This is a genomic window from Nocardiopsis sp. iso_40 (genome assembly GCF_056173285.1).
Map to the genome: position 1 here is coordinate 498,946 of NZ_CM149666.1, position 25,645 is coordinate 524,590.

Annotated in this window: 26 protein-coding genes; 16 read left to right on the top strand and 10 right to left on the bottom strand. The window is 71.5% G+C overall.

Features of this window, described 5'->3' with window-relative positions; all coding sequences use genetic code 11:
- Window position 1: 1 nt before the first annotated feature.
- The 4 genes from hemL (at window position 2) to AC0VYD_RS02205 (ending at window position 3,474) form a co-directional block, all read left to right on the top strand.
- Complete coding sequence (hemL, locus tag AC0VYD_RS02190; protein ID WP_475478341.1) at window positions 2-1,303, top strand: glutamate-1-semialdehyde 2,1-aminomutase; 1,302 nt, start codon at window positions 2-4, stop codon at window positions 1,301-1,303.
- Between the two features lie 54 nt (window positions 1,304-1,357).
- Window positions 1,358-1,993, top strand: a complete 636-nt coding sequence (locus tag AC0VYD_RS02195) for a histidine phosphatase family protein (RefSeq protein WP_475478342.1) — start codon at window positions 1,358-1,360, stop codon at window positions 1,991-1,993.
- Between the two features lie 219 nt (window positions 1,994-2,212).
- On the top strand, window positions 2,213-2,311 hold the full coding sequence (locus AC0VYD_RS02200; protein WP_013155353.1) for a 30S ribosomal protein bS22: 99 nt from the start codon (window positions 2,213-2,215) through the stop codon (window positions 2,309-2,311).
- A gap of 227 nt (window positions 2,312-2,538) precedes the next feature.
- Window positions 2,539-3,474: an NAD-dependent epimerase/dehydratase family protein gene (locus tag AC0VYD_RS02205; RefSeq protein WP_475478343.1), complete on the top strand. Its 936-nt coding sequence runs from the start codon at window positions 2,539-2,541 to the stop codon at window positions 3,472-3,474.
- 76 nt (window positions 3,475-3,550) lie between these two features.
- On the opposite strand, the gene AC0VYD_RS02210 is transcribed toward AC0VYD_RS02205, so the two are convergent.
- Window positions 3,551-4,357, bottom strand: a complete 807-nt coding sequence (locus AC0VYD_RS02210; RefSeq protein WP_475478344.1) for an HAD family hydrolase — start codon at window positions 4,355-4,357, stop codon at window positions 3,551-3,553.
- A 248-nt stretch (window positions 4,358-4,605) separates the two neighbouring features.
- Between AC0VYD_RS02210 and AC0VYD_RS02215 the strand changes: the two genes are divergently transcribed.
- The 6 genes from AC0VYD_RS02215 (at window position 4,606) to AC0VYD_RS02240 (ending at window position 8,789) form a co-directional block, all read left to right on the top strand.
- Window positions 4,606-5,754 (top strand): putative quinol monooxygenase, encoded by a 1,149-nt coding sequence (locus tag AC0VYD_RS02215; protein ID WP_475480157.1) that lies wholly within the window; start codon window positions 4,606-4,608, stop codon window positions 5,752-5,754.
- A 239-nt stretch (window positions 5,755-5,993) separates the two neighbouring features.
- Window positions 5,994-6,692: an LmeA family phospholipid-binding protein gene (locus AC0VYD_RS02220; RefSeq protein ID WP_475478345.1), complete on the top strand. Its 699-nt coding sequence runs from the start codon at window positions 5,994-5,996 to the stop codon at window positions 6,690-6,692.
- Window positions 6,692-7,015 (top strand): TlpA family protein disulfide reductase, encoded by a 324-nt coding sequence (locus tag AC0VYD_RS02225; protein ID WP_475478346.1) that lies wholly within the window; start codon window positions 6,692-6,694, stop codon window positions 7,013-7,015. Before AC0VYD_RS02220 ends, AC0VYD_RS02225 begins: the two co-directional genes overlap by 1 nt.
- 149 nt (window positions 7,016-7,164) lie before the next feature.
- A complete protein-coding gene (locus AC0VYD_RS02230) occupies window positions 7,165-7,251 on the top strand; it encodes a putative leader peptide (protein ID WP_355267795.1) in 87 nt (28 codons plus the stop codon).
- Window positions 7,252-7,641: 390 nt separating this feature from the next.
- The gene (locus AC0VYD_RS02235) at window positions 7,642-8,487 is read left to right on the top strand and encodes a sulfurtransferase (protein WP_191275304.1); all 846 of its coding nucleotides are present in this window, start codon (window positions 7,642-7,644) and stop codon (window positions 8,485-8,487) included.
- The gene (locus AC0VYD_RS02240; RefSeq protein ID WP_191275302.1) at window positions 8,484-8,789 is read left to right on the top strand and encodes a DUF1416 domain-containing protein; all 306 of its coding nucleotides are present in this window, start codon (window positions 8,484-8,486) and stop codon (window positions 8,787-8,789) included. The genes AC0VYD_RS02235 and AC0VYD_RS02240 overlap by 4 nt, the downstream gene beginning before the upstream one ends.
- A gap of 134 nt (window positions 8,790-8,923) precedes the next feature.
- On the opposite strand, the gene AC0VYD_RS02245 is transcribed toward AC0VYD_RS02240, so the two are convergent.
- The gene (locus AC0VYD_RS02245; protein WP_475478347.1) at window positions 8,924-9,169 is read right to left on the bottom strand and encodes a hypothetical protein; all 246 of its coding nucleotides are present in this window, start codon (window positions 9,167-9,169) and stop codon (window positions 8,924-8,926) included.
- Window positions 9,170-9,567: 398 nt separating this feature from the next.
- Between AC0VYD_RS02245 and AC0VYD_RS02250 the strand changes: the two genes are divergently transcribed.
- From AC0VYD_RS02250 to AC0VYD_RS02260, 3 genes are all read left to right on the top strand, one after another.
- Entirely contained in the window at window positions 9,568-11,760 is a 2,193-nt protein-coding gene (locus tag AC0VYD_RS02250; protein WP_475478348.1) for a hypothetical protein, read from the top strand.
- A gap of 86 nt (window positions 11,761-11,846) precedes the next feature.
- Window positions 11,847-13,103: a MurT ligase domain-containing protein gene (locus AC0VYD_RS02255; RefSeq protein WP_473036910.1), complete on the top strand. Its 1,257-nt coding sequence runs from the start codon at window positions 11,847-11,849 to the stop codon at window positions 13,101-13,103.
- A gap of 11 nt (window positions 13,104-13,114) precedes the next feature.
- The gene (locus AC0VYD_RS02260) at window positions 13,115-13,828 is read left to right on the top strand and encodes a type 1 glutamine amidotransferase (RefSeq protein ID WP_191275293.1); all 714 of its coding nucleotides are present in this window, start codon (window positions 13,115-13,117) and stop codon (window positions 13,826-13,828) included.
- Between the two features lie 90 nt (window positions 13,829-13,918).
- Here the strand turns inward: AC0VYD_RS02260 and AC0VYD_RS02265 are convergent, their stop codons facing one another.
- Window positions 13,919-16,099, bottom strand: a complete 2,181-nt coding sequence (locus AC0VYD_RS02265; protein WP_475478349.1) for an Orn/Lys/Arg family decarboxylase — start codon at window positions 16,097-16,099, stop codon at window positions 13,919-13,921.
- A 391-nt stretch (window positions 16,100-16,490) separates the two neighbouring features.
- Here AC0VYD_RS02265 and AC0VYD_RS02270 point away from each other — a divergent pair, with 391 nt between their 5' ends.
- On the top strand, window positions 16,491-17,192 hold the full coding sequence (locus AC0VYD_RS02270) for a DUF4352 domain-containing protein (RefSeq protein WP_475478350.1): 702 nt from the start codon (window positions 16,491-16,493) through the stop codon (window positions 17,190-17,192).
- A gap of 31 nt (window positions 17,193-17,223) precedes the next feature.
- Here AC0VYD_RS02270 and ygfZ read toward each other — a convergent pair whose 3' ends face one another.
- Together ygfZ and AC0VYD_RS02280 are read right to left on the bottom strand one after the other, a co-directional pair.
- Window positions 17,224-18,243 carry a CAF17-like 4Fe-4S cluster assembly/insertion protein YgfZ gene (gene ygfZ / locus AC0VYD_RS02275; protein WP_475478351.1) on the bottom strand — a complete coding sequence of 340 codons (1,020 nt, stop codon included), beginning with the start codon at window positions 18,241-18,243 and terminating at the stop codon, window positions 17,224-17,226.
- Between the two features lie 345 nt (window positions 18,244-18,588).
- A complete protein-coding gene (locus AC0VYD_RS02280; protein ID WP_473036905.1) occupies window positions 18,589-19,134 on the bottom strand; it encodes a heme-binding beta-barrel domain-containing protein in 546 nt (181 codons plus the stop codon).
- Between the two features lie 216 nt (window positions 19,135-19,350).
- Here AC0VYD_RS02280 and AC0VYD_RS02285 point away from each other — a divergent pair, with 216 nt between their 5' ends.
- Both AC0VYD_RS02285 and AC0VYD_RS02290 read left to right on the top strand, forming a co-directional pair.
- Entirely contained in the window at window positions 19,351-20,127 is a 777-nt protein-coding gene (locus AC0VYD_RS02285; RefSeq protein ID WP_475480158.1) for a hypothetical protein, read from the top strand.
- A 4-nt stretch (window positions 20,128-20,131) separates the two neighbouring features.
- Window positions 20,132-20,494 (top strand): DsrE family protein, encoded by a 363-nt coding sequence (locus AC0VYD_RS02290; protein WP_475478352.1) that lies wholly within the window; start codon window positions 20,132-20,134, stop codon window positions 20,492-20,494.
- A gap of 120 nt (window positions 20,495-20,614) precedes the next feature.
- Here AC0VYD_RS02290 and AC0VYD_RS02295 read toward each other — a convergent pair whose 3' ends face one another.
- The 5 genes from AC0VYD_RS02295 to AC0VYD_RS02315 all read right to left on the bottom strand — a co-directional run bounded on the left by AC0VYD_RS02295 (window position 20,615) and on the right by AC0VYD_RS02315 (window position 25,574).
- A complete protein-coding gene (locus AC0VYD_RS02295) occupies window positions 20,615-21,361 on the bottom strand; it encodes a phosphoglyceromutase (protein ID WP_475478353.1) in 747 nt (248 codons plus the stop codon).
- A gap of 90 nt (window positions 21,362-21,451) precedes the next feature.
- On the bottom strand, window positions 21,452-21,964 hold the full coding sequence (locus AC0VYD_RS02300; RefSeq protein ID WP_475478354.1) for a YbjN domain-containing protein: 513 nt from the start codon (window positions 21,962-21,964) through the stop codon (window positions 21,452-21,454).
- A 68-nt stretch (window positions 21,965-22,032) separates the two neighbouring features.
- Complete coding sequence (mshA, locus tag AC0VYD_RS02305) at window positions 22,033-23,343, bottom strand: D-inositol-3-phosphate glycosyltransferase (protein WP_475478355.1); 1,311 nt, start codon at window positions 23,341-23,343, stop codon at window positions 22,033-22,035.
- A gap of 109 nt (window positions 23,344-23,452) precedes the next feature.
- Entirely contained in the window at window positions 23,453-24,445 is a 993-nt protein-coding gene (locus AC0VYD_RS02310) for an alpha/beta hydrolase (protein WP_475478356.1), read from the bottom strand.
- 169 nt (window positions 24,446-24,614) lie between these two features.
- On the bottom strand, window positions 24,615-25,574 hold the full coding sequence (locus tag AC0VYD_RS02315; RefSeq protein ID WP_475478357.1) for a YbgA family protein: 960 nt from the start codon (window positions 25,572-25,574) through the stop codon (window positions 24,615-24,617).
- Window positions 25,575-25,645 lie beyond the last annotated feature (71 nt).

A 25,645-nucleotide genomic window follows, 5' to 3' on the forward strand; every position in this document is an offset into this window, starting at 1 on the left:
GGTGGGTACTCAACAGACTTCAGCAGAGCTTTTCCAGCGGGCGTCCGCCGTCGTTCCGGGCGGTGTGAACTCGCCCGTGCGCGCGTTCGGGGCCGTCGGCGGCACCCCGCCGTTCTTCGTCAAGGGCGAGGGGCCCTACCTCACGGACTCCGAGGGCCGACAGTACGTCGACCTCGTCTGCTCCTGGGGACCGCTCATCCTCGGCCACGCGGAGCCCTCCGTGGTGGAGGCCCTGCACGGTGCCGTCGCCGCGGGGACCTCCTACGGCGCTCCGACCCCCGGCGAGGTCGAACTCGCCGAGCTGATCGTCGAGCGCACCCCCGTGGAGAAGGTCCGTCTGGTCAACTCCGGGACCGAGGCCACCATGTCCGCGATCCGCCTCGCCCGCGGGTTCACCGGGCGGAGCAAGATCGTCAAGTTCGCCGGCAACTACCACGGCCACGTCGACGCGCTCCTGGCCGCCGCCGGTTCCGGCCTGGCCACGTTCGCCCTGCCGGACTCCCCGGGCGTCACCGGGGCCAGCGCGGCCGACACCCTGGTGCTGCCCTACAACGACACCGAGGCCGTCGAGCGCGCCTTCGCCGAGCACGGCGACGACATCGCCTGCGTCATCGCGGAGGCCTGCCCCGCGAACATGGGCGTCGTCCCGCCGAAGGCCGGGTTCAACGCCCGGCTCAAGGAGATCGCGCACGCCAACGGCGCCCTGCTGATCCTCGACGAGGTCCTCACCGGTTTCCGGGTCAGCGCCTCCGGCTGGTACGGCCTGGAGGGCGTTGCCCCCGACCTGATGACCTTCGGCAAGGTCATGGGCGGCGGGCTTCCCGCCGCGGCCTTCGGCGGCCGCGCCGAGATCATGGACCGCCTCGCCCCGGACGGCCCCGTCTACCAGGCGGGCACCCTGTCCGGGAACCCGCTGGCCACGGCGGCCGGTCTGGCCACCCTGCGCGGCGCCACCCCCGAGGTCTACGCGCACATCGACCAGGTCTCCGTCCGGGTGCAGGACGAGGTCGCCAAGGCGCTCAGCGCCGAGGGCGTGACCCACCGCCTCCAGAGCGGCGGCAATCTGTTCACGGTCTTCTTCACCGACCGGGAGGCGACCGACTTCGACAGTGCCCGCACCACGGACACCGAGGTGTTCGCCGCGTTCTTCCACGCCATGCTCGAACAGGGCGTCTACCTGCCGCCCGCCGCCTTCGAGGCCTGGTTCTTCTCCTCGGCGCACGACGAGGCCGCCGTCGACAGGGTGGTCGCGGCTCTGCCCGCGGCCGCGCGGGCCGCGGCGCGTGCCCAGGACCGGGGCTGATCCGATGCCCGAGCCCCGAGAGAAAGTCCTGACTCCAGCCAGAAAGCTGTCACGATGACCACGACCACCGTCGTTCACCTGCTCCGGCACGGCGAGGTGTACAACCCGGAGAGGGTCCTCTACGGGCGACTTCCCGGCTACCACCTGAGTGACCGGGGCCAGCAGATGGCGGAGATGGCCGCCGACTGGTTCGAGGGGCACGACGTCGCGGCCCTGTTCTCCTCGCCGCTGGACCGCACCCAGGAGACCGCCGTCCCGCTCCAGAAGGCGTTCGACCTCCCGGTGACCCTGGACGACCGGCTCATCGAGTCGGACAACAAGTTCGAGGGGATGGCGCTGTCCGCGAGGTCCGTGCGCGACCCCCAGGTCCTCAGACGGCTCTACAACCCCTTCAAACCGTCCTGGGGCGAGCCCTACCAGGAGATCGTTGACCGAATGGTCGCGGTCATCAAGGCCGTCCGCCGGGCTGCCTGGGGCCGTGAGGCCGTGTGCGTCAGCCACCAGCTGCCGATCTGGACGGCCCGTCGCGCGGCCGAGAGCAAGCGCCTGTGGCACCGTCCCGACCAGCGCGAATGTAACCTGGCCAGTGTCACGTCGCTGACCTTCACCGATCAGAAGCTGGTCAGCGTCAGCTACGCGGAACCGGCCGCCGTGCTCTACGGTGGCGGTCCGTCCCTTCCCGGGGCGTGACCCGCTCCGGTTGCCCGTAGCGGTAAGCTTGGGCCACGGGTGCGGTAGACGTGCGTCTTGCGAGCGTCGTCCTCCCCGGGGTCCGCCCCGGTCGCACCGGCCACCCGCGTCGTGCGCGCGTGTGCCCGAGCGAGCCCAGCAACCGCATCCGAACCAGCAGGTGTTCGTCACCGGTGGTTCGGCATGTCCGTACTCACTCGTCAGCGAGAAGGTGATCCCATGGGTTCCGTCATCAAGAAGCGCCGTAAGCGGATGGCGAAGAAGAAGCACCGCAAGCTGCTCAAGCGCACGCGTGTCGCGCGTCGCAACAAGAAGTAGGACCGTTCGCGGCGTACGTCGTCTCTCCGCGGGCGAGGGCGGGCCAAGGCACGCCCCGGGCGCGGAGATACTTCACTTTCCCTGCCCGGCATCCGCCGGAGCAACGGAATTTTCTGGGTGAACCACTGTTGTGTTTCACGGGTCGCGGTAGCCGGTTCACCCCATGCGGGTGAACGGTCCGCGGGCCTACCGGACAACCACCGTCTCCTTCCAAGGAACGTGTCGCCATGGCTCGTGTCGTACTCGTCACCGGGGTGTCCAGCCCCCTCGCCGCCGGGGTAGCCCAGACCCTCGGCAAGGAGCCCGGTGTGCACCGGGTGATCGGCGCGGACTCCGCCCCGCCGCCGAGCGGGACCACGGGGGTCGAGTACCAGCACGTCGACCTGCACGACGGCAGCCTGGACCGGATCGTCGCCGAGTCCGGCGCCGAACTGGTCCTGCATCTGGGCCTGGACACGCTGAAGGGCCCCAACCGGGAGGACGACCTCCTGGGCACCATGAGGGTCCTGGGGGCCGCCCAGCGCTCCTCCACGGTCCAACGCCTGGTGGTGCGCTCCAGCGCCACCCTGGACGCCGACGACGCGGCTGAGGTCGAACGGCACACCCAGGGCCTCCAGCGCCGCCGCCCGGACCTGTCCGTGGCCGTTCTCAGGTTCGCCAACCTCATCGGACCGTCCGTGGACACCCCCCTCACCCGGTACATGGACTCCCGGGTCGTGCCCACCGTCATGGGCCGCGACCCGCGCGTGCAGTTCCTGCACGAGGACGACGGTGCCGAGGCGCTGGTGCGGATGGCGCTCAGCGACCGGACCGGCTCCTTCGACGTCTCGGCGGCCGACGCCGTCCCGCTCTCGCACTGCCTGCGCCGCATCGGCGGCCAGCGGTTCCCGGTCCCGGCACGCGGCCTCAGGGTGCTGCGCGGTGTGGCCAAGCACGGCCGGATCGACTACGCCAGCTCCAGCGCCGCCCGTGCGGCGGGCGCCGGCCTGACCGCGTCCAGGCTGGACCCGGAACCGCTGTACAGCGCCCTGGACTGGGTGCCCTCCTACAGTTCGGTCGAGGCGTTCGAGGCCTACGCGCACAGCCGCGGCGGCTCTCCTCGCGGCGCCGGGCTGCGCCCGGTCCACGTCTTTGCCCTGGCCCGCGCCACACTCGGCCGCTAGGCGGCGCCTCCGAGGCGCACAGGGGCCGCGAACCCCCTCGCCGGGTGTTCGTCCGGCCTCACCGGCCGGAGCTCCGTCAGTGCGTGCTGAGGGCTCTTCGGTGCCTGACCGCGCGCATCGCCACGGCCCCGGCGACGGCGCCCGCCATGGCGGCGGGCAGGGCAACCTTCAGCGCCGCCCGGTGCCTGCGGAAGTCGTGGACCGGCCACTCGTGGGCGCGCGCGTACCGGCGCAGGTCCCCGTCCGGGTTGACCGCGTGCGGGTCACCCACCTGGGAGAGCAGCGGGAGGTCGTTCGAGGAGTCGCTGTAGGCCGAGCAGGCCCCCAGGTCCCACCCCTCCTTCCGCGCCAGTGCGCGCACCGCCACGGCCTTGGCCGGGCCGTGCAGCAGGTCGCCGTTGAGCCGTCCCGTGTACACCCCGTCGATGCTCTCCGCCTCGGTCCCCAGTGCGCCGGTGAGCCCCAGCCTCCGGCGGATGATCTCCGCCAGCTCCACCGGTGTGGCGGTGACCAGCCACACCGGCCGTCCGGCGTCCAGGTGCCCCTGCACGAGCGCGCGGGCGCCCTCCCAGATCCGGCTGGCCATGGTGTCGTCGTAGATCTCCTCGCACAGGTTGACCAGGTCGTCCACGTCGTGTCCGGCCACGAAGGCCAGCGCCGCCTCACGCGCGGCGTTGATGTGCTCGGGCTGTTCGCTGCCGGTCACCCGGAACACCGTCTGCCCCCAGGCGAACCGCATCAGGTCACGGGTGGTGAACAGGTCGCGGGAGGCCAGGCCGCGGGCGAAGTGGTAGATCGACGCGCCGCGCATCAGTGTGTTGTCCACGTCGAAGAAAGCGGCTCCGGGGCCGACCGGCTTCGGGGAAACGGCGTCGTGTGACACGGTTCTCTCCTGGCTTGGGTGGGGGAGGCGGCCCTCCGGTGTCCGGGGTGGCGCTCCCCGCGTACTGCGAGCCTACGACCACCCGCGGGTCCGGTGGGGTCGCTGTACGACAGCGTCAGGACGGGTGAGGAAGATCACAGTGTCGAACCCGGGTTTGGCCTCCACTCTGCGGGATCTTCCCTGAGACTGTCCCGCCAAAAGTGCACGCTGTGCATATCCACCCGTCGGCGTGCAGCATCATTGTCGAGATGGTCACGGTAGGACTGACATTCATAAGCGCGTTGGTGGGCTGGAGCGCCACCGCCGCGCTGACCGCGTATGCCCAGCGCCGCCCCAGTGTCTCCGCGATCGCTTGGCTGGTCGCCGCCCTGGGCGTCACCGTCGGACTCAGCGCCGCGGTGATCGGTGTGCTGTTCGACTTCGGGGAACTGACCTTCCGGCTGCTGCACATCGGTATCAGCCTGACAGGTCCGCTCTTCGTGGCCTGGGGCGCCTTCGAGTACGCCGTCCGTTCACCGAACGGCCGCTTCACCGTGCGCCTGTTCATGAGCGCCCTGACCATCGTCCCCCTCGTGGTGCTGAGCGTCGACCGGATCAGCGGCCGGTTCGACGCGGCCTTCCCGCCGTTGGGCGCGCACTACGACCTGATCCCCCGCGCGCTGGTGAACGGCGCGCAGGGCTTCGCCGCGCTCCTTCTCGTCCTCGTGTTCGTCGCCGTCCTGCGGCGCGGGACCCGTGGCCCGGGCACGACCGACCTGGCGGTGCTGGGCCTGCTCGTCCTCAGCGTGCTCCTGTCCGTCGTGGTCGGCCGCGCGGGGCTGGGCGCCCTCGGCCCGCTGCTGATGCTCGGCGCGGTCTCCTCCCTCTGGGGTGCCGGGGCGTTGGCGGCCAGGCCGCGTCGAGACCCCTACGACGATGACGACTACGACGACGAGTACGACGACGAAGACGACGATCTCGACGAACTCGACGACGAACCCCAGGAGCAGCCCGTGCGCCGCAAGCGCCGTAACGCCGACCCCTACGACGACCTCTACGGGGACGCGCCCACGGCTCCGCCCGCCAAGCTGCGCGGCGTCATCACGATCTACACGCTCGGCGAGGGGCAGGGGGACGGGTTCGACCAGCTCGCCAACGCCGTCGTCGCGGAGGTCGCCAAGCGTGAGCCGGACACCCTGCTGTTCGCCGCGCACACCGTGCCGAGCGCGCCCCTCCAGCGCATCGTCTACGCGATCTACCGGGACGAGCTCGCCCAGGAGGAGCACGAGCGGCAGCCGCACACCATGGAGTTCACCCGCCTGCTGTCCAGGCACGTGGTGGCCACCAACGTGATCGAGCTCTCCCTCTCCGGCGCCGCGGCCAACGACGGCCTCGCCGCCATGCTGATGCCCCGCTAGCAGCGGTTCCGCGGTGCACGAACCCCGGCGCGGGCCGGGGCCTCCTCCGCCGCCGCCGGGACCCGCCCCGCGGACGCAACCGAGTCCGGGCCGCCTGCGTCCCATCCGGGGTGAAGTAACCTTCCCTACGGGTTTTTCATGACCGGCACCCGTCGGGTGCCGTTGGCGTGTGACCGAGACCGGCCGGATGACCCAGCCGACAGGCGCGCCGGAGCGAAAGAAAGTGTGCTGGGATTCCGATGCGTAAATTTCTTGTCGTCCTCCTGATCCTTCTCGCCGTGCTGGTGGTGGCGGCTGACGTCGGGGCGCGTTCGTTCGCGCAGAACACCCTGGCCGAGCGCCTGGCCCAGCAGATGGAGATGTCCGAGGAACCGGAGGTGTCCATCGAGGGCTGGGCCTTCCTCCCGCAGGTGGTCGGCGGGACCTACACCGAGGTCAACATCCGGGCGGCCAGCGCGACCATGAGCGGGGTGACGGTCGAGAGGGTCGACGCGACCGCCTCCGACGTCGAGGCGCCGCTGAGCGACCTCATGGACCAGCCCACGGTGACCGCGGGCCGGGTCGACGGCTCCTTCGTGGTCCCCTACGCCTACTTCAACCCGCACCTGCCCGAGGGCATGACCATCAGCACCCAGGACGGCGAGCCCCGCATCAGCGGCGAGCTGGCCATCCCCGAGCTGGGCATCAGCGCCCCGGTCTCCGCGGGCGGCGAGTTCACCGTCGACGGCGACAACCTCTCCGTCACCCCGGTCGACATCCAGGTGGGCGACGCCCCCATCGACGTCAGCGGCGCGGTCGCGGGCATGCTGACCTTCAGCGCCCAGGTGCCCAGCCTGCCCTTCGGGCTGACCGTCACGGACATGGAGGCGACCTCCAGCGGCCTCAAGGTCACCGGTACCGGCAACGACGTCCCCCTGATGGGTTCCGAGGCCGCCTGATGGGACCGGACGCCGAACGGCTCGGCGCCGACGTGCTCGGCGCCGAGCTGGGCGCGAGGGCCACCCTCGTGCAGGTCTCCAGCGCCTTCTGCCAGCCCTGCCGGGCCACCCGCCGCATCCTGGGGGAGGTGGCGGACATGGTCGAGGGTGTGGCGCACCTGGAGGTCGACGCCGAGTCCAGGCTCGACCTGGTGCGGAGCCTGGAGATCCTCGGGACCCCCACGGTGTTCGTGCTCGACGCCTCCGGCCGGGTCGTCCGCCGCGCCCAGGGCCAACCCCGCAAGGCCGACGTGATCGCGGCGCTCGGCGAAGCGGTGCTCTGACGTGCGGACCGGCCGACCGGGGCGAGCCGTTGCCGGGGCCTGCGCCCGGGCCTGTGGCACCGGATCCGCCGTCTCACGGAATGAGACAACCGTCTTGTGATCCAGGCCACCAGTGACAAGAGTGCGGTCCGGCCTGTAGCGTCTGGGACGTGACTTCCTTGACGAGCGCGTATCTGACGAAGCGACGTGCGGTGGACTTCTGCCGCGTCGCCGCCGCGCTCTGTCCGTGTCCCTAGGGCGGACGGGGGCCCTTCGAGCCCCCGCTCGCTGACGTGCGACCGGACCTTCTCCGAGCACACGGCCGGATGACCGACGACGTCTCCGGGACACCGGCTCCCACGAACGGCCCTCCGACCTCCAACGGACGGTTCTCCTGGATGTCCGCGCCCCGAAGACCGCCGAGGACGCCCGGTCACGTGCCCGAACGGATCGCCGCCGCAACCGCCCTTCCCAACGCGTAGTGCTTCCCCTCGCCGCCCGGCCCGCGCCGGAGGTGAACGGTAACCGGACGGTTGCCGCCCCCTTGCGGGGAAGCCGCCTGAAACCCCTGTTCCGGGCACCGCCTCCCGGAACGCGACGCACCGACCGCACACGCGACACCGCACTTCAAACACAGGAGGTTCCCCATGAGCCGCTCCGACGTCCTTGTGGACGCCGACTGGGTGGAGGCTCACCTGGACGACGCCAACGTCGTTCTGGTCGAGGTGGACGAGGACACGTCCGCCTACGACAAGGGCCACATCCCCGGCGCCGTCAAGATCGACTGGAAGACGGACCTCCAGGACCCGGTCCGCCGGGACTTCGTCGACCGGACCGGTTTCGAGAAGCTGCTGTCCGCCAAGGGCATCGGCAACGACGACCAGGTCATCCTGTACGGCGGCAACAACAACTGGTTCGCCGCCTACGCCTACTGGTACTTCAAGCTCTACGGCCACGAGAACGTCCGCCTGCTGGACGGCGGCCGCAAGAAGTGGGAGCTCGACTCCCGCGAGCTCGTCGAGGAGGTCCCGGAGCGGGCCGCCACCGAGTACCGGGCCAAGGAGCAGGACTCCTCGATCCGCGCCTTCCGCGACGAGGTCGTCGACGCCATCGGCGCCAAGGACCTGGTCGACGTCCGCTCCCCCGACGAGTTCACCGGCAAGCTGCTGGCCCCCGCGCACCTGCCGCAGGAGACCTCGCAGCGCCCGGGCCACATCCCGACCGCGCGCAACATCCCGTGGGCCAAGACGGCCAACGAGGACGGCACCTTCAAGACCGCCGACGAGCTGCGCGAGCTCTACACCGAGGCCGGGGTGGACCTCGACAAGGAGATCATCGCCTACTGCCGTATCGGCGAGCGCTCCTCGCACACCTGGTTCGCCCTGCACGAGATCATCGGGCTGGAGAACGTGAAGAACTACGACGGTTCCTGGACCGAGTACGGCTCCCTGGTGGGCGTGCCGGTCGAGCTCGGAGAGGCGGAGGCCAAGTGAGCGACAGCTGCGGAGCACCCGAGGGCGGCGTGGCCCTGGCCGACGTCGACGCCGGCAACCAGGCGGTCATCCAGGGCACGGTGACCCGTGACGGCCAGCCCCTGCGCGGCGCCTACGCCCGACTGCTGAACGAGTCCGACGACTTCGTGGGCGAGGTCGCCACCGGGGACGAGGGCACCTTCCGCTTCTTCGCGGCCGACGGCGCCTGGAAGGTGCGGGTGCTGGCCTCCAAGGGCTTCACCGGCGAGTACCCGGTCACTGCCGAGGTCGGCAAGGTCATCGACATCCAGGTCCAGGCCTGACCGCACGGGGTCGAGCCGCTGAGGGCTGACACCACCGAGCGCACACGGCGCCGGTGCCGACGGAACGATCCGTCCGGCGCCGGCGCCGTGCCGTTTCTCCGGGCCTTCGGAGGCCGGTCCCGGGTCCGCGGGGCTCACCGCCGGATGAAGCGTTCGGCACGCCGGTGGCGCTGTGCGATGTGCGGGCCGATCCCCTCACGTCGGCGTTCGTCGAGGTGCTGACCGGGTCCGAAACCTCTCGCGGATCCCGCCACCCGGAACGGCGCACGCCCGTGCTGCCGGTTCCGGACCACGTCCGCCACCGTGCACACGAACACCCCCGTCGCAGCGATGGTCAGCAGTACGTTGAGAGCCGTTTCGGCCAGCTCGGACCAGTTCACCCCGACCCCTCCCTCCCCGGTGCCGCGGACCTGCCGGACCCGGCGTCCGGGCCCCGGGCGGCGAGCGCCTCGTCGGCCTCGATCGCCCTGTTCCCGTGCCCGAACGGATGCCGCCGGACACCGGCACCGCCGCGGGGTTCCGTGCGGGTTCGGGACGATGAGTTTTCCACAGGCGGCGGTTGGGGCTGGCAAGCGGTGGACGGCCCTGCTTCACTGATGATCAAGGTCATGCCGTTCGGAGCGGCCGGGCGCCCCGGTGCCCGACTCCGGCACGGCTGGCCCGCGGTAAGCACGCCGGGAGCCGATCCCAGTCCCCGACCCCCGATCCGGTGGCCGGAGCCCCGCGTGAAGGATTCCCGGCGGTTCCTCTCTCCCGCCGGTCAGGAGGTGTTCGGACGGTGCCCACACCACGGTCGTCGGCGACCGCGGCCAGCACGCCCCGGGGCGAGACGGGACGCACCTACATCGGCTGGCGGCACAGGATCGTGCTTCCGCCGCCGGGCCCCGCCCCGCGCCGCCCCGCGCCCGCGGACTCCGAGGCGCTCAGCGAGGAGTGGGTCGCGGGACAGCTCGACAGCGAGGCGCGGACCAACCGGCCGCTCTACTTCACCCTGGCGGGGCTCGGGTTCCTCACCCTGGCCTTCCCGCTGCTGTGGAACCTGCGGATCCTGCCGGGCAGCCTGGCCCTGGGCGGGGTGCTGGCCTGTACGGCGATCGCCGCACCGGTGGTCTTCGCCCTCGTGCAGAGCCGGCAGGTCATGGCCGACCGGCTCGCCCGGGCCGAGGAGCGGCTGGCCGAGGATCGGGCCGAACGCGAGCGGGTCCTGCACGAACAGCAGCGCCGACACGCGCACCGGTACACCGAGTGGCAGGCCGCCGCGCGCGCCTACGAGGCCCAGCCGCGCTGGTACGGGCTGACCGTGCCCTCCGGGACCTCGGCGGTGCTCGTGGTCGGCGGCACCGACACGGGCTGGTCGGCGCTGCTCACCACCATCGGGGTGTCCCGGCTCCGGGAGGGCGGCGACCTCACCGTCGTCGACCTCACCGGCCGTTCCGTCGCCCGTGAACTCGTCAACCTGGCCCGGCGCTGCGCGGTGGAGCCCCGCCGGTGGGTGCTCCCGGCCGACCTGCCCAGGATGACCCTGGGCACCAACCTGGACGCCGGTCAGCGCGCCCGGATCCTCTCCGCGGTGGCCGCCGCCTCCGGTCAGATCGAGGACGTGGACGCCGACGAGACCCTGCTGCTGCGGTTGCTGGAGGTGCTCGGTCCCGGTGTGGGCATCGCCCGGCTCATCGGGGGGCTGCGCGCCCTGGTGACCCCGCAGGAGGACGCCGCCGAGGACGACCCGGCCCTGGCCCTGCTCACCCGGGAGGAGCGCCTCCGGGTCCGTGCCCGCTGCGCCGACGACCCGGGGGTGCGCGAGCGGGCCTGGGCGCTGGAGAACCGGCTCAGCCCCTTCGAGGCGGTCGGTACCCGCGCCGACGACGGCGCCTACGCACAGGTCAAGATCATCTCCACGGACCGGGCCTCGGGGCGGTCCGCGGCCCGTGTCTACGGGACCTACGCCGTGGCCGCGCTCAGCGAGCTGCTGGAGACCCGCGCGCCCGAGCCGTCCCCGGCCGGCGGCCGGGGACGCGGAGCCGGGCCGGGCCGGACCCGCAGCGTGGTCGTCTGCGGGGCCGAGACGCTCCCCGACGAGGAGGTGGACCAGGTTCTCGGCGCCGCCGCGGAGGGCGGGGTGGAGGTGGTCCTGATGTTTGGCACCGCGGTGCCCGCAGCCCTGGAACGCTTCACCGACCCCGCCTGTCTGCCGGTCGTGATGCGCCAACCGGACGGGGCCGAGGAGGTCGGGAGGGCGGTCGCCGCCGCCGCCGGGGGAGCGGCGGACCCCCGGCGCCTGGAACTGCACCGGCTCACCGAGGTGATCGGTGACGAGGTGGCCGGGCCGGCCGTCGGGCCGGACGGCTCCGAACCCGGTGAGAGCGTCGACGGGGAACCCCTCTTCCCCTCCCCGCACACCGAGTCCGGCGCCCTCATCCGCAACGCGGCCGCCGCGGTCGCCCCGCTCGACCTGGTCCGTCATGTGAGATCCGCCACGGCCTGGGGGCGTGCCACCGCCCGGGCCGAGGGAGCCGACACCCCCGTCCGGATCGGGGTGCAGGAGGGACCGGACGTTCGCACCAGCGGACTGGACGCCGAGGCGCTGCGGGGGCTGCCGCACACCGCGGCTCTGGTCCTGGCCCCCGACGGCCCGGTCGTCGCCGACACCAACCCGGGTATCCTCACCCTGTCCACGGCCACTCTGGCCACGGTGGAGGGCTCCCGGAACACAGGTTCGGGCGGGGGTGTCGGGCACAGTGGTGTCACCGACGGCACCGCCGGGGGTCCGGGGGACGGACGGCGTCCGCCGGAGGTCGGACCCCGGATCGTGCCGCCGGGCGGGACCGTGCGGGCCGACACGCCCCAGACGTCGAACGGGGTCGACGGCAGGCAGTCCCCGGAACCGGTGCGGACCGTCGACCTGTCCGACCCGGAGCGGGTTCCGCCCAATCTCGGGCCGCCGCCCGAGCGTTTGGACTGGCGGGTCTGAAGGTCGATGGACAATAGGCTTGGCCCGACACATCGCCCGCCGCCGAAGTGTGTTCGTGCGGGTGATCTAGCGATCGTGGAGATTTGATGAGCGAGCTTCCCTTGCGCGCCCAACTGGCCTCGGTACTGGGCAGGAGCGCAGCCAGCCTGTCCAGGGCCACCGGACGCGGAGACGGCTCCGTCATCGGTGGGCGCGTCGCCCTCAAGGTCGAACCGGACCTGCTCGCCAAGCTCGCCCAGGGCCGCCGCCTGGCCCTGGTCAGCGCGACCAACGGAAAGACGACCACGACCCGGCTCATCGCGCAGGCCCTGCGCGAGTACGGCGACGTGGCCACCAACGAGCACGGCGCGAACATGCCCACCGGGCACATCACGGCCCTGGCCGACAACAAGGCGGCGGTCAACGGTGTGCTGGAGGTGGACGAGAAGTACCTCCCGCAGGTCCTCAAGGCCACCAACCCCGCCTTCGTGGTCCTGATGAACCTGAGCCGCGACCAGATGGACCGCGCCTCGGAGATCAACCTGCTCGCGAAGAAGTGGCGCACCGCCCTCTCGCAGACCAACACCCACGTCATCGCCAACGCCGACGACCCGCTCGTGGCCTGGGCCGGGCTGGGCGCCCCCAACGCCACCTGGGTGTCGGCCGGGCAGCGCTGGAAGGAGGACTCCTGGTGCTGCCCCGAGTGCGGCGGTCACCTCAAGCGCGAGGTCGACCCGTACTGGGAGTGCCCCGAGTGCGGCCTGGCGCGTCCCCGGACCGCCTGGGAGGTGGACAACGCCGACGACTCACTGGTCGTCCCCGGCGGTCAGCGGATCAAGCTCCGGATGAACCTTCCCGGTGACGCGAACCGCGCCAACGCGGCGATCGCCGCGGCCACCGCAGCCGGTTACGGTATGCACCCCGAGCGCACCATCGAACGGCTGCGCGAGGTCACGTCGGTGGCCGGGCGCTACACCTCCGTGGTCACCATGGGGGTCGAGGTCCGCCTGCTGCTCGCCAAGAACCCGGCCGGGTGGCTGGAGTCCTTCGCGGTCCTGGACCCGCCCCGGGTCCCCGTGATCCTCGCGGTCAACGCGCAGATCCCCGACGGCAAGGACACCTCCTGGCTGTGGGACGTGGACTACACGGTCCTGCGCGACCGGAGGGTGTTCGTCATGGGTGAGCGCCGCACGGACCTGGCGCTGCGCCTGGAGACCGACGGGGTGCCCTTCGAGGTCGCCGACCGCGTGGACGAGGTGCTGGGCCGGCTCAAGGCCGAGCGCCCCGACATCACCAAGGTCGACGTCATCGCCAACTACACAGCCTTCCAGCAGATCCGCACGGCGTACGGCCGCGTCCAGTAGGGGAGACACACATGTCGAACACCAGCAGCGCCCTGCGGATCGTGTGGATCTACCCCGATCTGCTCAGCACCTACGGGGACCAGGGCAACGTCCTCATCCTCAAGCGCCGCGCCGAGCTGCGCGGCATCCCCACCGAGATCGTGCACGTGCACTCCAGCGACCCGGTGCCCGAGCAGGGCGACATCTACCTGCTCGGCGGCGGCGAGGACCGGCCGCAGATCCTGGCCGCCGACCGCCTGCGCGCCGACGGCGGGCTGGCCCGGGCCGCAGCGCGCGGCGCGTGCGTGTTCGCGGTCTGCGCGGGATACCAGATCATCGGGGAGAGCTACGGCGACGACGAGTCCAACCCGCTGCCCGGGGTGGGCATCCTCGACATCCGCAGCGGCCGCGGCCAGACCCGCGCCGTGGGCGAGATCGTCGCCGACGTCGATCCGGCCCTGGGCGTCGGCCGGATCACCGGCTTCGAGAACCACCAGGGCCGTACCGTGATCGGCCCGCAGGCCCGTGCGCTGTCCACCACGGTGAAGGGCATCGGCAACGACGACCACACCGAGGGCGCCTACCAGGGGCAGGTTCTGGGCACCTACCTGCACGGCCCGGCCCTGCCGCGCAACCCGGAGCTGGCCGATCTGCTGCTGCGCTGGCGTGTGGGCCAGCTGAACCCGCTGCCCGCCTCCTGGGGCGAGCGCCTGCACGACGAGCGCCTGACCGCCGCCCTGCGCTAGCGGAGCGTTCGGGCACGTGCGAGCCCGGTGCGGGGGCCTCCCCGCACCGGGCTCCGTCGTCTCCGCGGGTGCCTCGCAGAGTTCGACGGCTCACGCGGTTCGACGGGGCAGGCAGTTGATCGCGTGCGCTCCGGTCTCCCCGTCGCGTTCGATGCCGTGGATCCCGGTGCCGAACCCGGGAAAGGAGCGTTCCTGCTCCTCCATCGCCCTCAGGTAACGCAGGCGTGCCCCGTCAACAGGACCCGTCCGTTCCCCCGGCAGCAGCAGAGGGATTCCCGGAGGTGTGGCCACGACGGTGGAAGCGGCGACCCGGTCGGCTGCCTGTGCGAGCGGGACCCGGTCGACCTCGCCCCGGCGGACGCTGCGGTGGCACTGCGCCGGGGTGAGGGGGGCCTCCGGTAGTTCGGTGAAGGCCAGGTCCAACAGGCGGGTCAGGTCCGCTCGCTCGTAGTGCGCGTGCAGCTTCGAACACAGCTCGGGCAGGGTCAGTCCGGCGTAGTGCGAAGGATGTCGTCTGGCCAGGTCGGGGAGGGCCTCGATCATCGGCGCCCGGTCGTCGTACAGGTCCCTGAAGTGCTGGAGGGCCCTGAGCAGCCCCAGGCTCTTGGCTCGGGTGTTGCCCAGGGAGAACAGGACGAGGATCGTGTAGGCACTCGTCTTCTCCACCATGATCCGCTGGGCCTCCAGATAGGCGGCCAGCACCGGTGCCGGGATCCCCCAGGTGCCGTCGTCTCCACCGAAGCGTGCACCCGGGCACACGATGGTGACCTTGAGGGGGTCGAGCATGCAGTAGCCGCTCTCCAGCCCCTGGAAGCCGTGCCAGTCGGCGTCGGGTTCGAGTTCCCAGCAACGGTTCTCGGAGACGAGGAGTTCCAGGGGCGCCTCGGCGAAGGGCAGGCGGTTCCCGGATGCGGGGTCGGGTACGTCCGGGGGCTGCCACAGGTCGAAGAACCAACGCGAGGTGTCTCCGGCCGGGGAATCGCGGAGTCTCAGGAAGGCCTGCCGGAAACGGACCGCCTCGCGTATCGCGTCATCGACCAGGTTGTGCCCCGAAGGACCGTCCAGCATCCCCGTGGCCACGTCGAGCGAGGCGATCATCGGGTAGAGCGGCGAGGTGCTGGCGTGCATCACGTAGGTCTCGTTCAGCTGCTCGGCGGACACCGGGGCGCGTGGCGCCGAACGCACGTGCAGCATGGCGCCCTGGGAGATCGACGCCAGGACCTTGTGGGTGGACTGTGTGCTGAACACCGTCGGTCTCTCCGGACCGGGAAGGGACCCCGAGTGCACGGACATGCCGTACCGCCGACGGTAGAGGGGGTGGAAGCGGGCGTAGCCGAACCACGCCTCGTCGAAGTGCACGCGGCCGGTGGTCCGGGAAAGGAGTTCGCTGGCCCGGACGGCGTCGTAGCACACTCCGTCGTAGGTCGAGTTGGTCACCACGGCCATCCGCGCACCGGAGTCCGCTCCCGTGTCCGGGGCGTCCAGCTGCGCCGGTGTGACGGGGCCGATCAGCCCCAACCGGTTGCGGGTGGGGAGCAGGTACACCGGCTGGGCGCCGCTGATGACGAGCGCGTGCACGATCGCCTTGTGACAGTTGCGGTCGACCAGCACCGTGTCCTCCGGTGCGAGGCAGTGATGGCCGACGATCCGGTCGGCTGACGAGGTGCCGTTGAGAACGAAGAACGTGAAATCGGAACCGAAAACGCGTGCGGCATTGCGTTCCGCTGCGCCGATCGGGCCCTGGTGTTCGAGAAGGGAGCCGAGCCCGGGAGCCGACACCGAGAGGTCGGTTCGGAAGAGTTTCTCGCCGTAGTATTCGAAGAAAGCGCGACCGACGGTGGATTTGAGGAAGGCGACGCCGCCGGCGTGACCGGGCGTGTGCCAGGAATAGGGTTTTCCCCGGTCGAACTCCACCAGTGCCTGAAAGAACGGGGGCAGGTGGGGCAGGGACGAGTCCTCGACCGCCGCGCTGATCCGTCCCGCGATGAAGTCGGCGGTGTCCTCCTCGGGGAGGACGTCGCCGGCCACGGTGCGTCCGGGGAGGAGGGGTTCCAGATCCGTCGCATCCGGGGACGGGGCGAGGAAGACCGGGACGCCGTGGTGGCGGGGCATCGAGCGGTCCAGCAGTGCGAACCACCCGGCCTGTGGCCCGCCTCCCGGGGCGGCGGCCGTGTCGATCACCAGGGCGGCCGCGTTCGGCAGCAGGTCCGGCCTGCTCAGGAGTTCTTCCGGAGAGCCGGCCCAGGTGACCGCGAAACCCCGTTCTGCCAACGACTGGGCCACATACTGGAATCTGTGTTCGTCCGGTCCTGCGATGAGAACGTTTCTGAACCGCAATAGTCCCCCTGTGCTTTGAGGTTGGTCAGATGGGTTTTTTCTTTTATCCCCTTGAGGTCGGGCATGAATCATGTCGCCGTGGACACACTTTTCTTTCCGGGTCCCGGCGGTTCTCTTATTAATTTTTGGAAGTCTTCTTTGTGCTGTTGGTCTGCTTCTGGGTCGGTTTCTTTCCCCTGGGCCCGTGCCGGAGTCTGTGACGCGGGACACGGGCGCTTTCGGCCACCGGTTGCCCGACGGGGCGTGGCCCGTCCTCCGCGGCCCCCTGGCCCGTCGGCTTCTGGTGGCGGAGGAATGTCCGGGGCGTGATCCGCGTCTCAGTGGTATGAGTACGAGTGATCCCCGTCCGCCGTCACCGGGGCGGGTCTCCACGGTGGTACGCGTCCTCGCGATCCCCGTGGCGGTGATCGTCGCCGGGGCGGCGTTCGCGGTCACCCTGCTCGCGCTGAGCTCGCTCTCCCTGCCGAACGTCCAGGTGGTGCTCGGGGAGGAGGAGTCGTCCTCCGGGCCCGCGTCCGCACCGGAGCCGCCGGAACGGAGCGAACCCGGGGCCGAGGAGGCCGAACCGGAGGGGACCGGGCCCGAACCGGCCCCGGAGCCCGCGGAGCCGCGGACCCCGGCGGAGCCCGACTCCGTCCCGCCCTCCTCCTACGAGGGGGCCACCACGGCGGTCGGCGTCTTCCGGGTCCACGTCGAGACGGCCTACACCGACTCCACCGTCACCAACGGCAGGGGTTCCCACGCCGAGGCCCCGTCCGGCTGGGAGTACCACATCTACCGGCTCAACGTCACCAACGAGGGCTCCTCCCCGGCAATCTTCGACAGCTCGGGAACGGTGGGCACGACCACGGACGGCCGGTCGTTCGGCAACGACATCGACGCCGAGCACACCGTCGCCTACGACTACTTCTGGGGTGAGATCGCCCCGGGCGCGACCGTCACCACGCACATCATGTTCCTGGCTCCGGTCGGCACCGAGTTCGCGCACGTCCTGGTCTCCGGGCAGAGCGACCTGCGCCCCGGCTGAGCCGGGTCCTCTCCCGTCCGGGGCGCCCCGGCTACCTCGGCTTGCGGCGGAAGTCGTCGAGCTTGGCGTTGGCTCCGGTGTCCGGGTCCACGATGACCTCCTGGCCCGCGGCGATGCCGTCGACGACCAGGTCCGCGTCGACCGGGGCGGTGCGCTTGACCAGCCCGAGGGCGATCGGGCCCAGCTCGTGGTGGCGGGCGGAGGTGCCCACCCGGCCGACCCTGCGTCCGCCCAGTTCGATGTCGCTGCCCACCTGCGGCAGGCGTTCGGCGGTCCCGTCCAGGTGCAGCATCACCAGGCGGCGCGGCGGGCGGCCCAGGTTGTGCACGCGCGCCACCGTCTCCTGTCCCGGGTAGCACCCCTTCTCCAGGTGCACGGCGGAACCGATCCAGGCCATCTCGTGCGGAATGGCGCGGTCGTCGGAGTCCAGCCCGGGGCGGGCCCGGTGCGCGGCGATCCGGTGGGCCTCGTAGGGCCACATCCCCGCCGGGCGGGCCCCGGCGGCGGTGAGCTTCTCCGCGGTGGCGACGAGGTCGCCCGAGGGCACGAACAGGTCGGTCTGGTCCCCGGTGTCCCGGGTGGCCGCGGCCTCGACCGCGCCCGCGGCCTTCGCGCGGTCCGGGCCGAGCACGGTCAGCACGGCGAAGGAGTCGGAGAGGTCCTCGACCTCCACCCGAAGCATGAACACCATGGAGTCCAGGAACTCCGCCAGCGCGGGGCCGCCGCCGGGCTCGGTGTGGATCCACGTCGCCTCACCGTCGTCCACCAGGGACAGGTGGTGGCGCAGGTGTCCCCGGGTGTCCAGGACCAGGGACTCGGTGGCGGTTCCGGGGGCGAGGTCCCGGGTCAACTGGCTGGTGATGTCGTTGAGCCAGCCCAGGCGGTCGGGACCGCTCACCCGCACCACGCCCCGGTTGCTCCGGTCCACCCAGGCGCTCGAACGTTCGATCGCACGTGCCTCGTGGGAGGGGTCGCCGTAGTGCGCGGCGACGTCGGAGTCGGGGCTGTCGGCGCTCACGGCACCGGGTGTGGTCAGCAGCGGCGAAGTCATACCGCAGAGGTTATCCGGCCCGGCAAACACTCCGAGGGCACAGCTCTGACCTGGGGATACAGATCACAGAAAATCACTTGCCGCAGCCCGGCGACGGCACGTACCTTCAGAGGCACGCAGGAAAGGAGGTGGTCCAAGAGATGGTTGATTCTAGGACTGGCGAGGTGTTCGTCCGCTAGGGCGACGCTGAGCATTCGCTCGACGTCGCTCGTGCGAATCCCAGACGGACACCCGAACCCCGGGCTGCCGGACCTTGTCCGATCCGGCCCCGCACGACGCGGGAGACAGCCCGGGGTTCGTCCTGTCCGCTTCCGGCCCGTTCGGGGCCCTCGCGTTGCTTCCGTCCTACTTCCCGCCGGCCTTCTTGAGCTGTGCGGACATGTAGGAGCGCAGGTCGTGGCCGCGCGCGGCCAGGTCCCAGGCGTAGCCCAGGGTGTCGCGGTTGTCGCCGAACAGCCCGTAGAGGCGGTGCGAGGCCTTGACCTCCAGGCCGGTGATGGTGTGCATCACCGCGTTGGTGGCCATCTCCACCCGGTTCGCGAACACGTTGCCCAGGTAGGACTCGATGAACCCCTCGTTGTGGGCGATCAGCACTTCCAGGTGGATGATGTTCTTGTCGTCGTCCTTGGCGTACTGGGCGGTGTCCTCCTCCGACAGGGCGCGCCAGTAGCCGGACTCCTCCGTGATGAGCTCACCGAGCGTGCCGTCGGCCTTCATCCGCCAGGCCCGGCTCCGATAGTCCAGATAGGGCATACCGTCCCTGACGGTGAACTCGACCTCCTGCCCGAACTGGAGCTCTTCCTCGTCGGCGTAACCGGCGACGCCGACGCCCTCCCAGCGCCCGAACAGGAACGACAGTTTCTCCAGATCGGGGTGTACCTCAGCGTCCATAACCATCGAGACTAGCGGTGACCGGGGAGTGGCGGTGACGCCCACGCGCGGGCGCCCTCCGGGCAACCGGTGAGCCTTGGACTGGACATGCCCAATTGGCCCGGCTTTCCCGGAGAACTGGTAAAGATTGTCAGCAGACACGGTGTGGTCACAGGGGCTCTGCACCCGCCGTTGTCGTCGACCTCCTACTCGCTTCCAAAGGGGCTGCCTGTGTTAATGGTGATCGGTGTGGCGCTGCTCGCCATCGCGGCGGTCCTCCTGCCGCTGGCCGTCATCGGGCTGCGCCGCTGGCTGCGGCAACGGGGGCTCGCGCAGCTCCTCCCCAGCGCCCTCGCGGCCCGTGAGGGCCAGCGGGTGACCCTGACCGGTGTGGCCGCCCCCGGCCCCGCCGGGCCCATCGAGTCCGGGCTGGCCGGGGCCGAGTGCGTGTGGCACGGCCACGAGGTGCTCCGCCACTACCGACCGCTCGCCCGTGACCGGGCCGACGGCGCGGTCAGCGAGCGCGCCTGCGACTCGATCGCCGACTACGGTTCCGAGGACCTCTTCGGCCTGGTCGCCGAGGGCCGGTCCGGTCGGTCCGAGCGCGTCTACGTGGCGCCCGGGGGCGCCGAGCCGCGGGACGCGGAACTGTGCCTCAAACGCCTGGTCGGCCGCCCCCAGCCCGGGGTCGCGGCCGCCGCCGACGACCTTCTGCCCCGGGTCCGGGGCAGGATCTCCGGTGTCTTCCGCGGCGAGACCATCGAGTTCGAGTACCGCGAGTGGATCATCCGTCCGGGCGCCCGCCTGCGCGTCACCGGACAGGTCCGGGTGCGGGACGGCCGGGTGGTGCTGGTCGCCCCGGAGGGCGGTTCCCTCAGCGTCGAGCACGGGGTGCTGGAGCGCCCGGCCCGGGTCTCGCCCCGCCGCAGGGAGGCGGTCCTGCTGCTGGTCGCCTTCGCCGTCTGCGCGATCGCGGGCGCGATCGTCACCGCCGCCGCGTTCTCAGTAGGCTGACGGCATGACTCGCTCCCTGGTGATCAAGGTCACGGCCGGTGCTGACGCCCCCGAGCGCTGCAACCAGGCCTTCACGGTCGCGGCGGCGGCCGTCGCGAGCGGGGTCGAGGTCTCGCTCTGGCTGACCGGGGAATCCGCGTGGTTCGCGCTGCCCGGCCGGGCCGAGGACTTCGAGCTCCCGCACGCGGCCCCGCTCCAGGACCTGTTGGCCGCCGTGCTCGCCGCCGGACGCGTCACCGTGTGCACCCAGTGCGCGGCCCGCCGGGACCTCGGCCAGGGGGACCTGATCGAGGGCGTGCGCATCGCGGGCGCGGCCGCCTTCGTCGAGGAGAGCATCCGCGACGGTGCCCAGGCCCTGGTCTACTGAGGCCCGCTGACCCGCTGACCCGCTGACCCGCTGACCCGGCTGCCGCCCGGGCGTCCCGTCCCGGGAACGGCCGCGCCCGCACCGCCTGGTGGCGGCACGGGCGCGGGAGGGCGGTCCGGGCTACTTCTTGCCCTGGTTGGCGACGGCCTCGATGGCGGCCTTGGCGGCCTCCGGGTCGAGGTAGGTGCCGCCCGGGTTGGTCGGCTCGAACCGGTCGTCCAGCTCGTACACCAGCGGGATGCCGGTGGGGATGTTCAGCCCGGCGATGTCGGTGTCACTGACCCCGTCCAGGTGCTTGACCAGAGCGCGCAGCGAGTTGCCGTGCGCGGCGACCAGCACGGTCCGGCCCGCGGCCAGGTCCGGGACGATGCTGTCGTACCAGTACGGCAGGGCGCGGTCGAGTACGTCCTTGAGGCACTCGGTGCGCGGGAGCAGCTCCGGCGGGAGCAGCCCGTAGCGCTTCTCCCCGGCCTGGGAGTAGGGGTCGTCGTCGGCGATGGGCGGCGGGGGCGTGTCGTAGGAGCGGCGCCAGGTCATGAACTGGTCCTCGCCGTACTCCTCCCGGGTCTGCGCCTTGTCCTTGCCCTGGAGGGCGCCGTAGTGGCGCTCGTTGAGGCGCCAGGAGCGCTCGACCGGCAGCCAGTGCAGGTCGGCGGTCTCCAGCGCGAGGTTCGCGGTGCGGATCGCGCGCTTGAGCAGCGAGGTGTGCAGGACGTCCGGGGTCACCCCGGCGTCCTTCAGGAGTTCGCCGCCGCGGCGGGCCTCCTCCTCGCCCTGTGCGGACAGGTCCACGTCCACCCATCCGGTGAACAGACCCTTGGCGTTCCAGACGCTCTCGCCGTGTCGAAGCAGTACCAGAGTTCCCATGGGGACCAGCCTAGCCAGCCGCCCCCACTGCTCCTCCCCCGGCTCGCACCCTTGCTCCGCCGGCCCGTCCGGGCCGCGGCCCGCACGGGTCTACCGGTCCTCCCCGGTCTCGGCCAGGTGGGCGAAGGCCCTCAGGTTGCGGGTGTCGTGACCGCGGTCGGTCCGCCACTTCCACTCCTTGCGGATCGCCGAGGCGAAGCCGAGCTCCAGTGCGGTGTTGAAGTTCTCGTCCGAGTAGGTGAGCACACAGCCCAGCAGGCGGTCCACCTCCTCCGGGGTCACCCCGCCCAACGGCAGACGGCCCCGGAGGTACACGTCGCCGACCTCGTCGGAGGCGAACGCCATCCCGTAGGTGTCCGAGTTGCGCCGGGTCAGCCACTGGTAGAACGCGGCGTGGTTCTCGTCGGGCTGGCGGCAGAAGAACGAGGTCAGGGTGAGGCTGTGCGGGCCGGCCTCCAACCACACCATGGTCTTCAGCTTGGCCGTTCCGGGGATCGTGACCAGGAACGAACCCTCACGCGGGCACTCGACCTCCAGCCCGGCCTCCGCCACCGCCTCGGAGATCGCCCTGATCGCGCTCTCGCGTACCGATTCCGTTCCCACGTTCTCCCCTCTCGTTCCTTCGGCGCGGTCCGCCGTCCGGTCCGTTCCGCCTGCCCGGCACACGGCCGTCACCGGCACGCGGCCATCCGGAGCCCGCACGGGGCGGGAGCGGGGGCGAGGGCGTCCCGGTAGGCGTCCAACAGCTCGTCCACGGTCCGCGACCACCCCAGGGTGGCGGCGTGTCCGGGTGCCGCTCCGGCCAGCTTGGCACGCCATGCCGGTTCGTTGATCATCCGGTCCAGCTCCGCGGCGTAGTGCCTCGGGTCGTGCCCCTCGACCAGGACCCCGGAGACCCCCGCGGACACCGCCGTGGTCAGTCCGCCCACCCGGGCGGCCAGCACCGGGGTGCCGCAGGCCTGGGACTCCACGGCGACCAGGCCGAAGGACTCGGAGTAGGACGGCACCACGGTCACGGTCGCGGCCCGGTAGTAGTCGGCCAGCCGGCGCCGGTTCTGCGGCGGTTCCATCCGCACCACGTCGGCCACGCCCAGCGAGCGGGCGAGGTCGGCGAGCAGGCCGGGTTCGCGTCTGCCCTCGCCGGACAGCCCGCCGACGATCCCCACCACCAGGCGGGAGCGCAGCGACGGGTCGCGTTCGAGGAGTTCGGCGGCGGCCCGGATGAGCACGTCCGGGGCCTTCAGCCGCTGGAGGCGGCCCACGAACAGCAGCAGTTCGGCATCGCGGGGCAGGCCGATCCGCCGCAGCGCCTCGGAGCGGGAACCGGGGGTGAAGGTCTCCAGGTCGACGCCGGGCGGGATGGTGCTGATCTGTTCGCTGCGGGCACCGTAGAAGCCGGTGAGCTGGCGCGCCTCGTCGTCGGTGTTGGCGATGAGCCGGTCGGCCTGGCGGACCAGTTGGTCCTCGCCTCGGACCCGCGCCTCCGGTTCGGGGGCGTCCCCTGCGGCGAGCGCGGCGTTCTTGACCCGGGCCATCGTGTGCATGGACTGCACCATCGGTACGCCCCAGCGCCGGGCCGCCACCACGCCGGCCCGGCCGGACAGCCAGTAGTGGCCGTGCACGAGGTCGTAGTGGCCCGGAGCGCCCTGGGCCTCGGCGCGCAGCATCCCGAAGATGAACGGGCACAGGTGGTCGGCGAGAGCGTTCTTGTCGAGGTGGCCGTAGGGGCCGGCGGGCACGTGCCGCACGTTCACGCCCGGCGCGAGCTCGACCACCGGGGGGAGCTCGGGGCTGGTCGCACGGGTGAACACGTCCACGGCCACGTTGCGTTCGGCCATCCTGCGGGCCACCTCGACCACGTAGACGTTGAGCCCTCCGGCGTCACCGGTGCCGGGCTGGTCGAGGGGGGAGGTGTGCAGGCTGACGGTCGCGATCCTCGAGGGAACCGACGCCTGATCTCCCAACGGAACGGATCCGGACACCGGTGGTCCCTCCAGTTCGTGCGTACAAGCCGTAGTCGTCAACAGCGACGAAGGTACACACTGTTCCCCACCGGACGGTCCGAGGGGGCCGGTGTTGACCCGGGCCGGGTCACGGCCTTGCGGACCACCCGGCCACCAGGAAGTCCACGGTTTCGGGGAAGGTGCGCTTCCACGTGTCCAGGTCGTGGCCGCCCCGGGGGTGGAGCGTGGCGACCGTCATACCCCGCTCGTCGAGCAGTCCGGCGAACCGTTCGGCCTCGCCGTGGATGCTCCCCCGCTGGAGCGGGGTGTGGTCCCGGCGCCCCTCCACCAGCATGAACCGGAGGTCGCGCACCTCCTCCCGGTCCAACAGCAGGTCGGGGGAGTGCGGGTCGGTGTCCCCGCCGAAGGTGCCGTGGGGGTCGTCGACCCGGAAGTACCCGGCCCAGCTCACCACCTGGGAGTAGAGGTCGGGGTTGCGCAGGGCCAGAGCGGCGGCGCCGTAGCCGCCCATGGAGAAACCGCCGACGGCCCGCAGGGAGTCGGGGCGCGGGTGTTCGCCCTCCACCGCGGCCACGACGGGGCCGGTGACGAAGCTCTCCAGCGCGAACCGGCCGTCGTGGGCGTCGCCCCACTCGGTGTTGGTGCCGCCGGTCTCCTGCCCGTACGGGGCGGCGATGACGAACTCGACCCCCGAACGGCACATCTGCCGGTCCAGGAGGCTGCCCAGGTCCGCGTCCATCAGGGTGCGGTGGGTGGAGGCGGAGCCGTGCAGCAGGTAGAGCACGGGCAGGTCGGCGCTGTCCAGGCCGGGCGGGCGCCGGATCCACAGGGGGCGCCCGCCTTCGGGTGCGCCGGGGTCGGCCAGGGTGACGACCTCGTTCCTGCCGGGTTCCTCGCAGACCGCGACCTGGCCCGGGCGGGGGATCGGCGCCGGCGTGGAGTCCGCGGCCGGCGGGAGGCGCGCGTGCCCGTGGGCCAGCTCGGGTCCGGCGGTGTTCAGGTGGCCGGTGATCCGCTCGACCAGCAGTTCCGGGGACGTGGTGGCCAGGGACGCCGCGACCAGGATGACGGCGCAGGAGGAGACGAGCACGGTGGCGCGTCGGGGGAAGGAGGCGAACACGTCGGAACCTCGCGGGTCGGGGGCAGCCGGGAACCGCGTTCTACACGGCCAGGAGTGTGACCCACTGTAGTTGAACGTGCTCTGTGCGTGTGGAAAATACGGCGTGCCTTCTCGGGGCCGTCAGCCTGTGTCGGGCCCGTTCCCGGTCGGACCGCCGCGCCGTCCCCGGTCAGACCGCCACCGGGTGGCGAAGGCGCAGGGGGTCGGGGTAGGGGCGCAGGTAGGTCTGGCTGTCGGCCCACGCCACGTCCTCCGCCGCGCAGTGGTGCCGCAGCAGCGCCACCGGGAGGCTGAGCGGCGCCTGCCCCTCCCGGTACTCCTCGATCCCGGCCAGCAGGTCGTGCCTGCGGGCGTCGTCCAGCAGCGGGCTGATCATCCCGAAGACGTGCTGGAGCGCGTTGGCGTGCTTGCCCCGGCTCGACTTCACCGCCAGCGCCCGGTGGAAGGCCTCCGAGTAGGAGGCCGCGATCTCCTCGGAGTCGCCGGTGCCGGCCCGGGCCACGATCCGCCCGGTCTCCCGGTAGCCCTCCGGGGAGTGCGCCATCAGCTGGAGCTTGTGCCGGGCGTGGAACTCCACCAGGTCGCGCGGGCGCCAATCCGATTCCAGCAGGGTGCGCAGCCGCGCGTGCGCGAACACGCGCTCCACGAAGTGCTCCCGCAGCACCGCGTCGGAGAGGCGGCCCTGCTCCTCGACGGGCAGGTCGGGCAGCAGGGCGGTGAGCCGGGCGGCGAAGGCGCCCCGGCCGGTCCCGCGCAGCCGGTCGGCGTTGTCGTCGAACACCGGGAGTGCGTACAGGCCGCAGCTCGGCGACTTGTTCTTGAGCACGTAGCCGTCCAGGCGGCGCAGCTCCCGCAGGTGCCGGTCGGCGACGTTGGCGAGGTCCTCGGTGTGGTCGGTCCCGTCCTTGCTGGAGATCACCCGGTCGGAGCCCTCCGAGTCCTGGAGGCGCAGGGTCGGCCGGGGGACCCCCAGGCCGATCTCCGCCTCCGGGCAGACGGGCAGCCAGTCCACGTGCCGGTCCAGCTCCTCGGTGAGGAACTTGTAACGGGAGTGGCCGCCGTTGTAGCGGACCGGGGCGCCGATGAGGCAGCTGGAGACCCCGACGACGGGCCGAGGAGGTGTGTTCATGCTGGGCCCCTACCCCGGCAGACGCGGAGCAATCATCAAGGGATACCCGTAGTAGTGTTTCGGTATCGCAA

What these genes read in the sequence shown, in the direction of transcription:
- ygfZ (WP_475478351.1), bottom strand. Translation starts at nt 18,243, where the DNA reads ATGACTTCGCCGCTGCTGACCACACCCGGTGCCGTGAGCGCCGACAGC.
- AC0VYD_RS02220 (WP_475478345.1), top strand. Translation starts at nt 5,994, where the DNA reads ATGCGTAAATTTCTTGTCGTCCTCCTGATCCTTCTCGCCGTGCTGGTG.
- AC0VYD_RS02200 (WP_013155353.1), top strand. Translation starts at nt 2,213, where the DNA reads ATGGGTTCCGTCATCAAGAAGCGCCGTAAGCGGATGGCGAAGAAGAAG.
- AC0VYD_RS02295 (WP_475478353.1), bottom strand. Translation starts at nt 21,361, where the DNA reads ATGGGAACTCTGGTACTGCTTCGACACGGCGAGAGCGTCTGGAACGCC.
- AC0VYD_RS02280 (WP_473036905.1), bottom strand. Translation starts at nt 19,134, where the DNA reads ATGGACGCTGAGGTACACCCCGATCTGGAGAAACTGTCGTTCCTGTTC.
- AC0VYD_RS02205 (WP_475478343.1), top strand. Translation starts at nt 2,539, where the DNA reads ATGGCTCGTGTCGTACTCGTCACCGGGGTGTCCAGCCCCCTCGCCGCC.
- AC0VYD_RS02255 (WP_473036910.1), top strand. Translation starts at nt 11,847, where the DNA reads ATGAGCGAGCTTCCCTTGCGCGCCCAACTGGCCTCGGTACTGGGCAGG.
- AC0VYD_RS02270 (WP_475478350.1), top strand. Translation starts at nt 16,491, where the DNA reads ATGAGTACGAGTGATCCCCGTCCGCCGTCACCGGGGCGGGTCTCCACG.
- AC0VYD_RS02285 (WP_475480158.1), top strand. Translation starts at nt 19,351, where the DNA reads ATGGTGATCGGTGTGGCGCTGCTCGCCATCGCGGCGGTCCTCCTGCCG.
- AC0VYD_RS02195 (WP_475478342.1), top strand. Translation starts at nt 1,358, where the DNA reads ATGACCACGACCACCGTCGTTCACCTGCTCCGGCACGGCGAGGTGTAC.
- AC0VYD_RS02225 (WP_475478346.1), top strand. Translation starts at nt 6,692, where the DNA reads ATGGGACCGGACGCCGAACGGCTCGGCGCCGACGTGCTCGGCGCCGAG.
- AC0VYD_RS02260 (WP_191275293.1), top strand. Translation starts at nt 13,115, where the DNA reads ATGTCGAACACCAGCAGCGCCCTGCGGATCGTGTGGATCTACCCCGAT.
- AC0VYD_RS02315 (WP_475478357.1), bottom strand. Translation starts at nt 25,574, where the DNA reads ATGAACACACCTCCTCGGCCCGTCGTCGGGGTCTCCAGCTGCCTCATC.
- AC0VYD_RS02215 (WP_475480157.1), top strand. Translation starts at nt 4,606, where the DNA reads ATGGTCACGGTAGGACTGACATTCATAAGCGCGTTGGTGGGCTGGAGC.
- AC0VYD_RS02235 (WP_191275304.1), top strand. Translation starts at nt 7,642, where the DNA reads ATGAGCCGCTCCGACGTCCTTGTGGACGCCGACTGGGTGGAGGCTCAC.
- AC0VYD_RS02290 (WP_475478352.1), top strand. Translation starts at nt 20,132, where the DNA reads ATGACTCGCTCCCTGGTGATCAAGGTCACGGCCGGTGCTGACGCCCCC.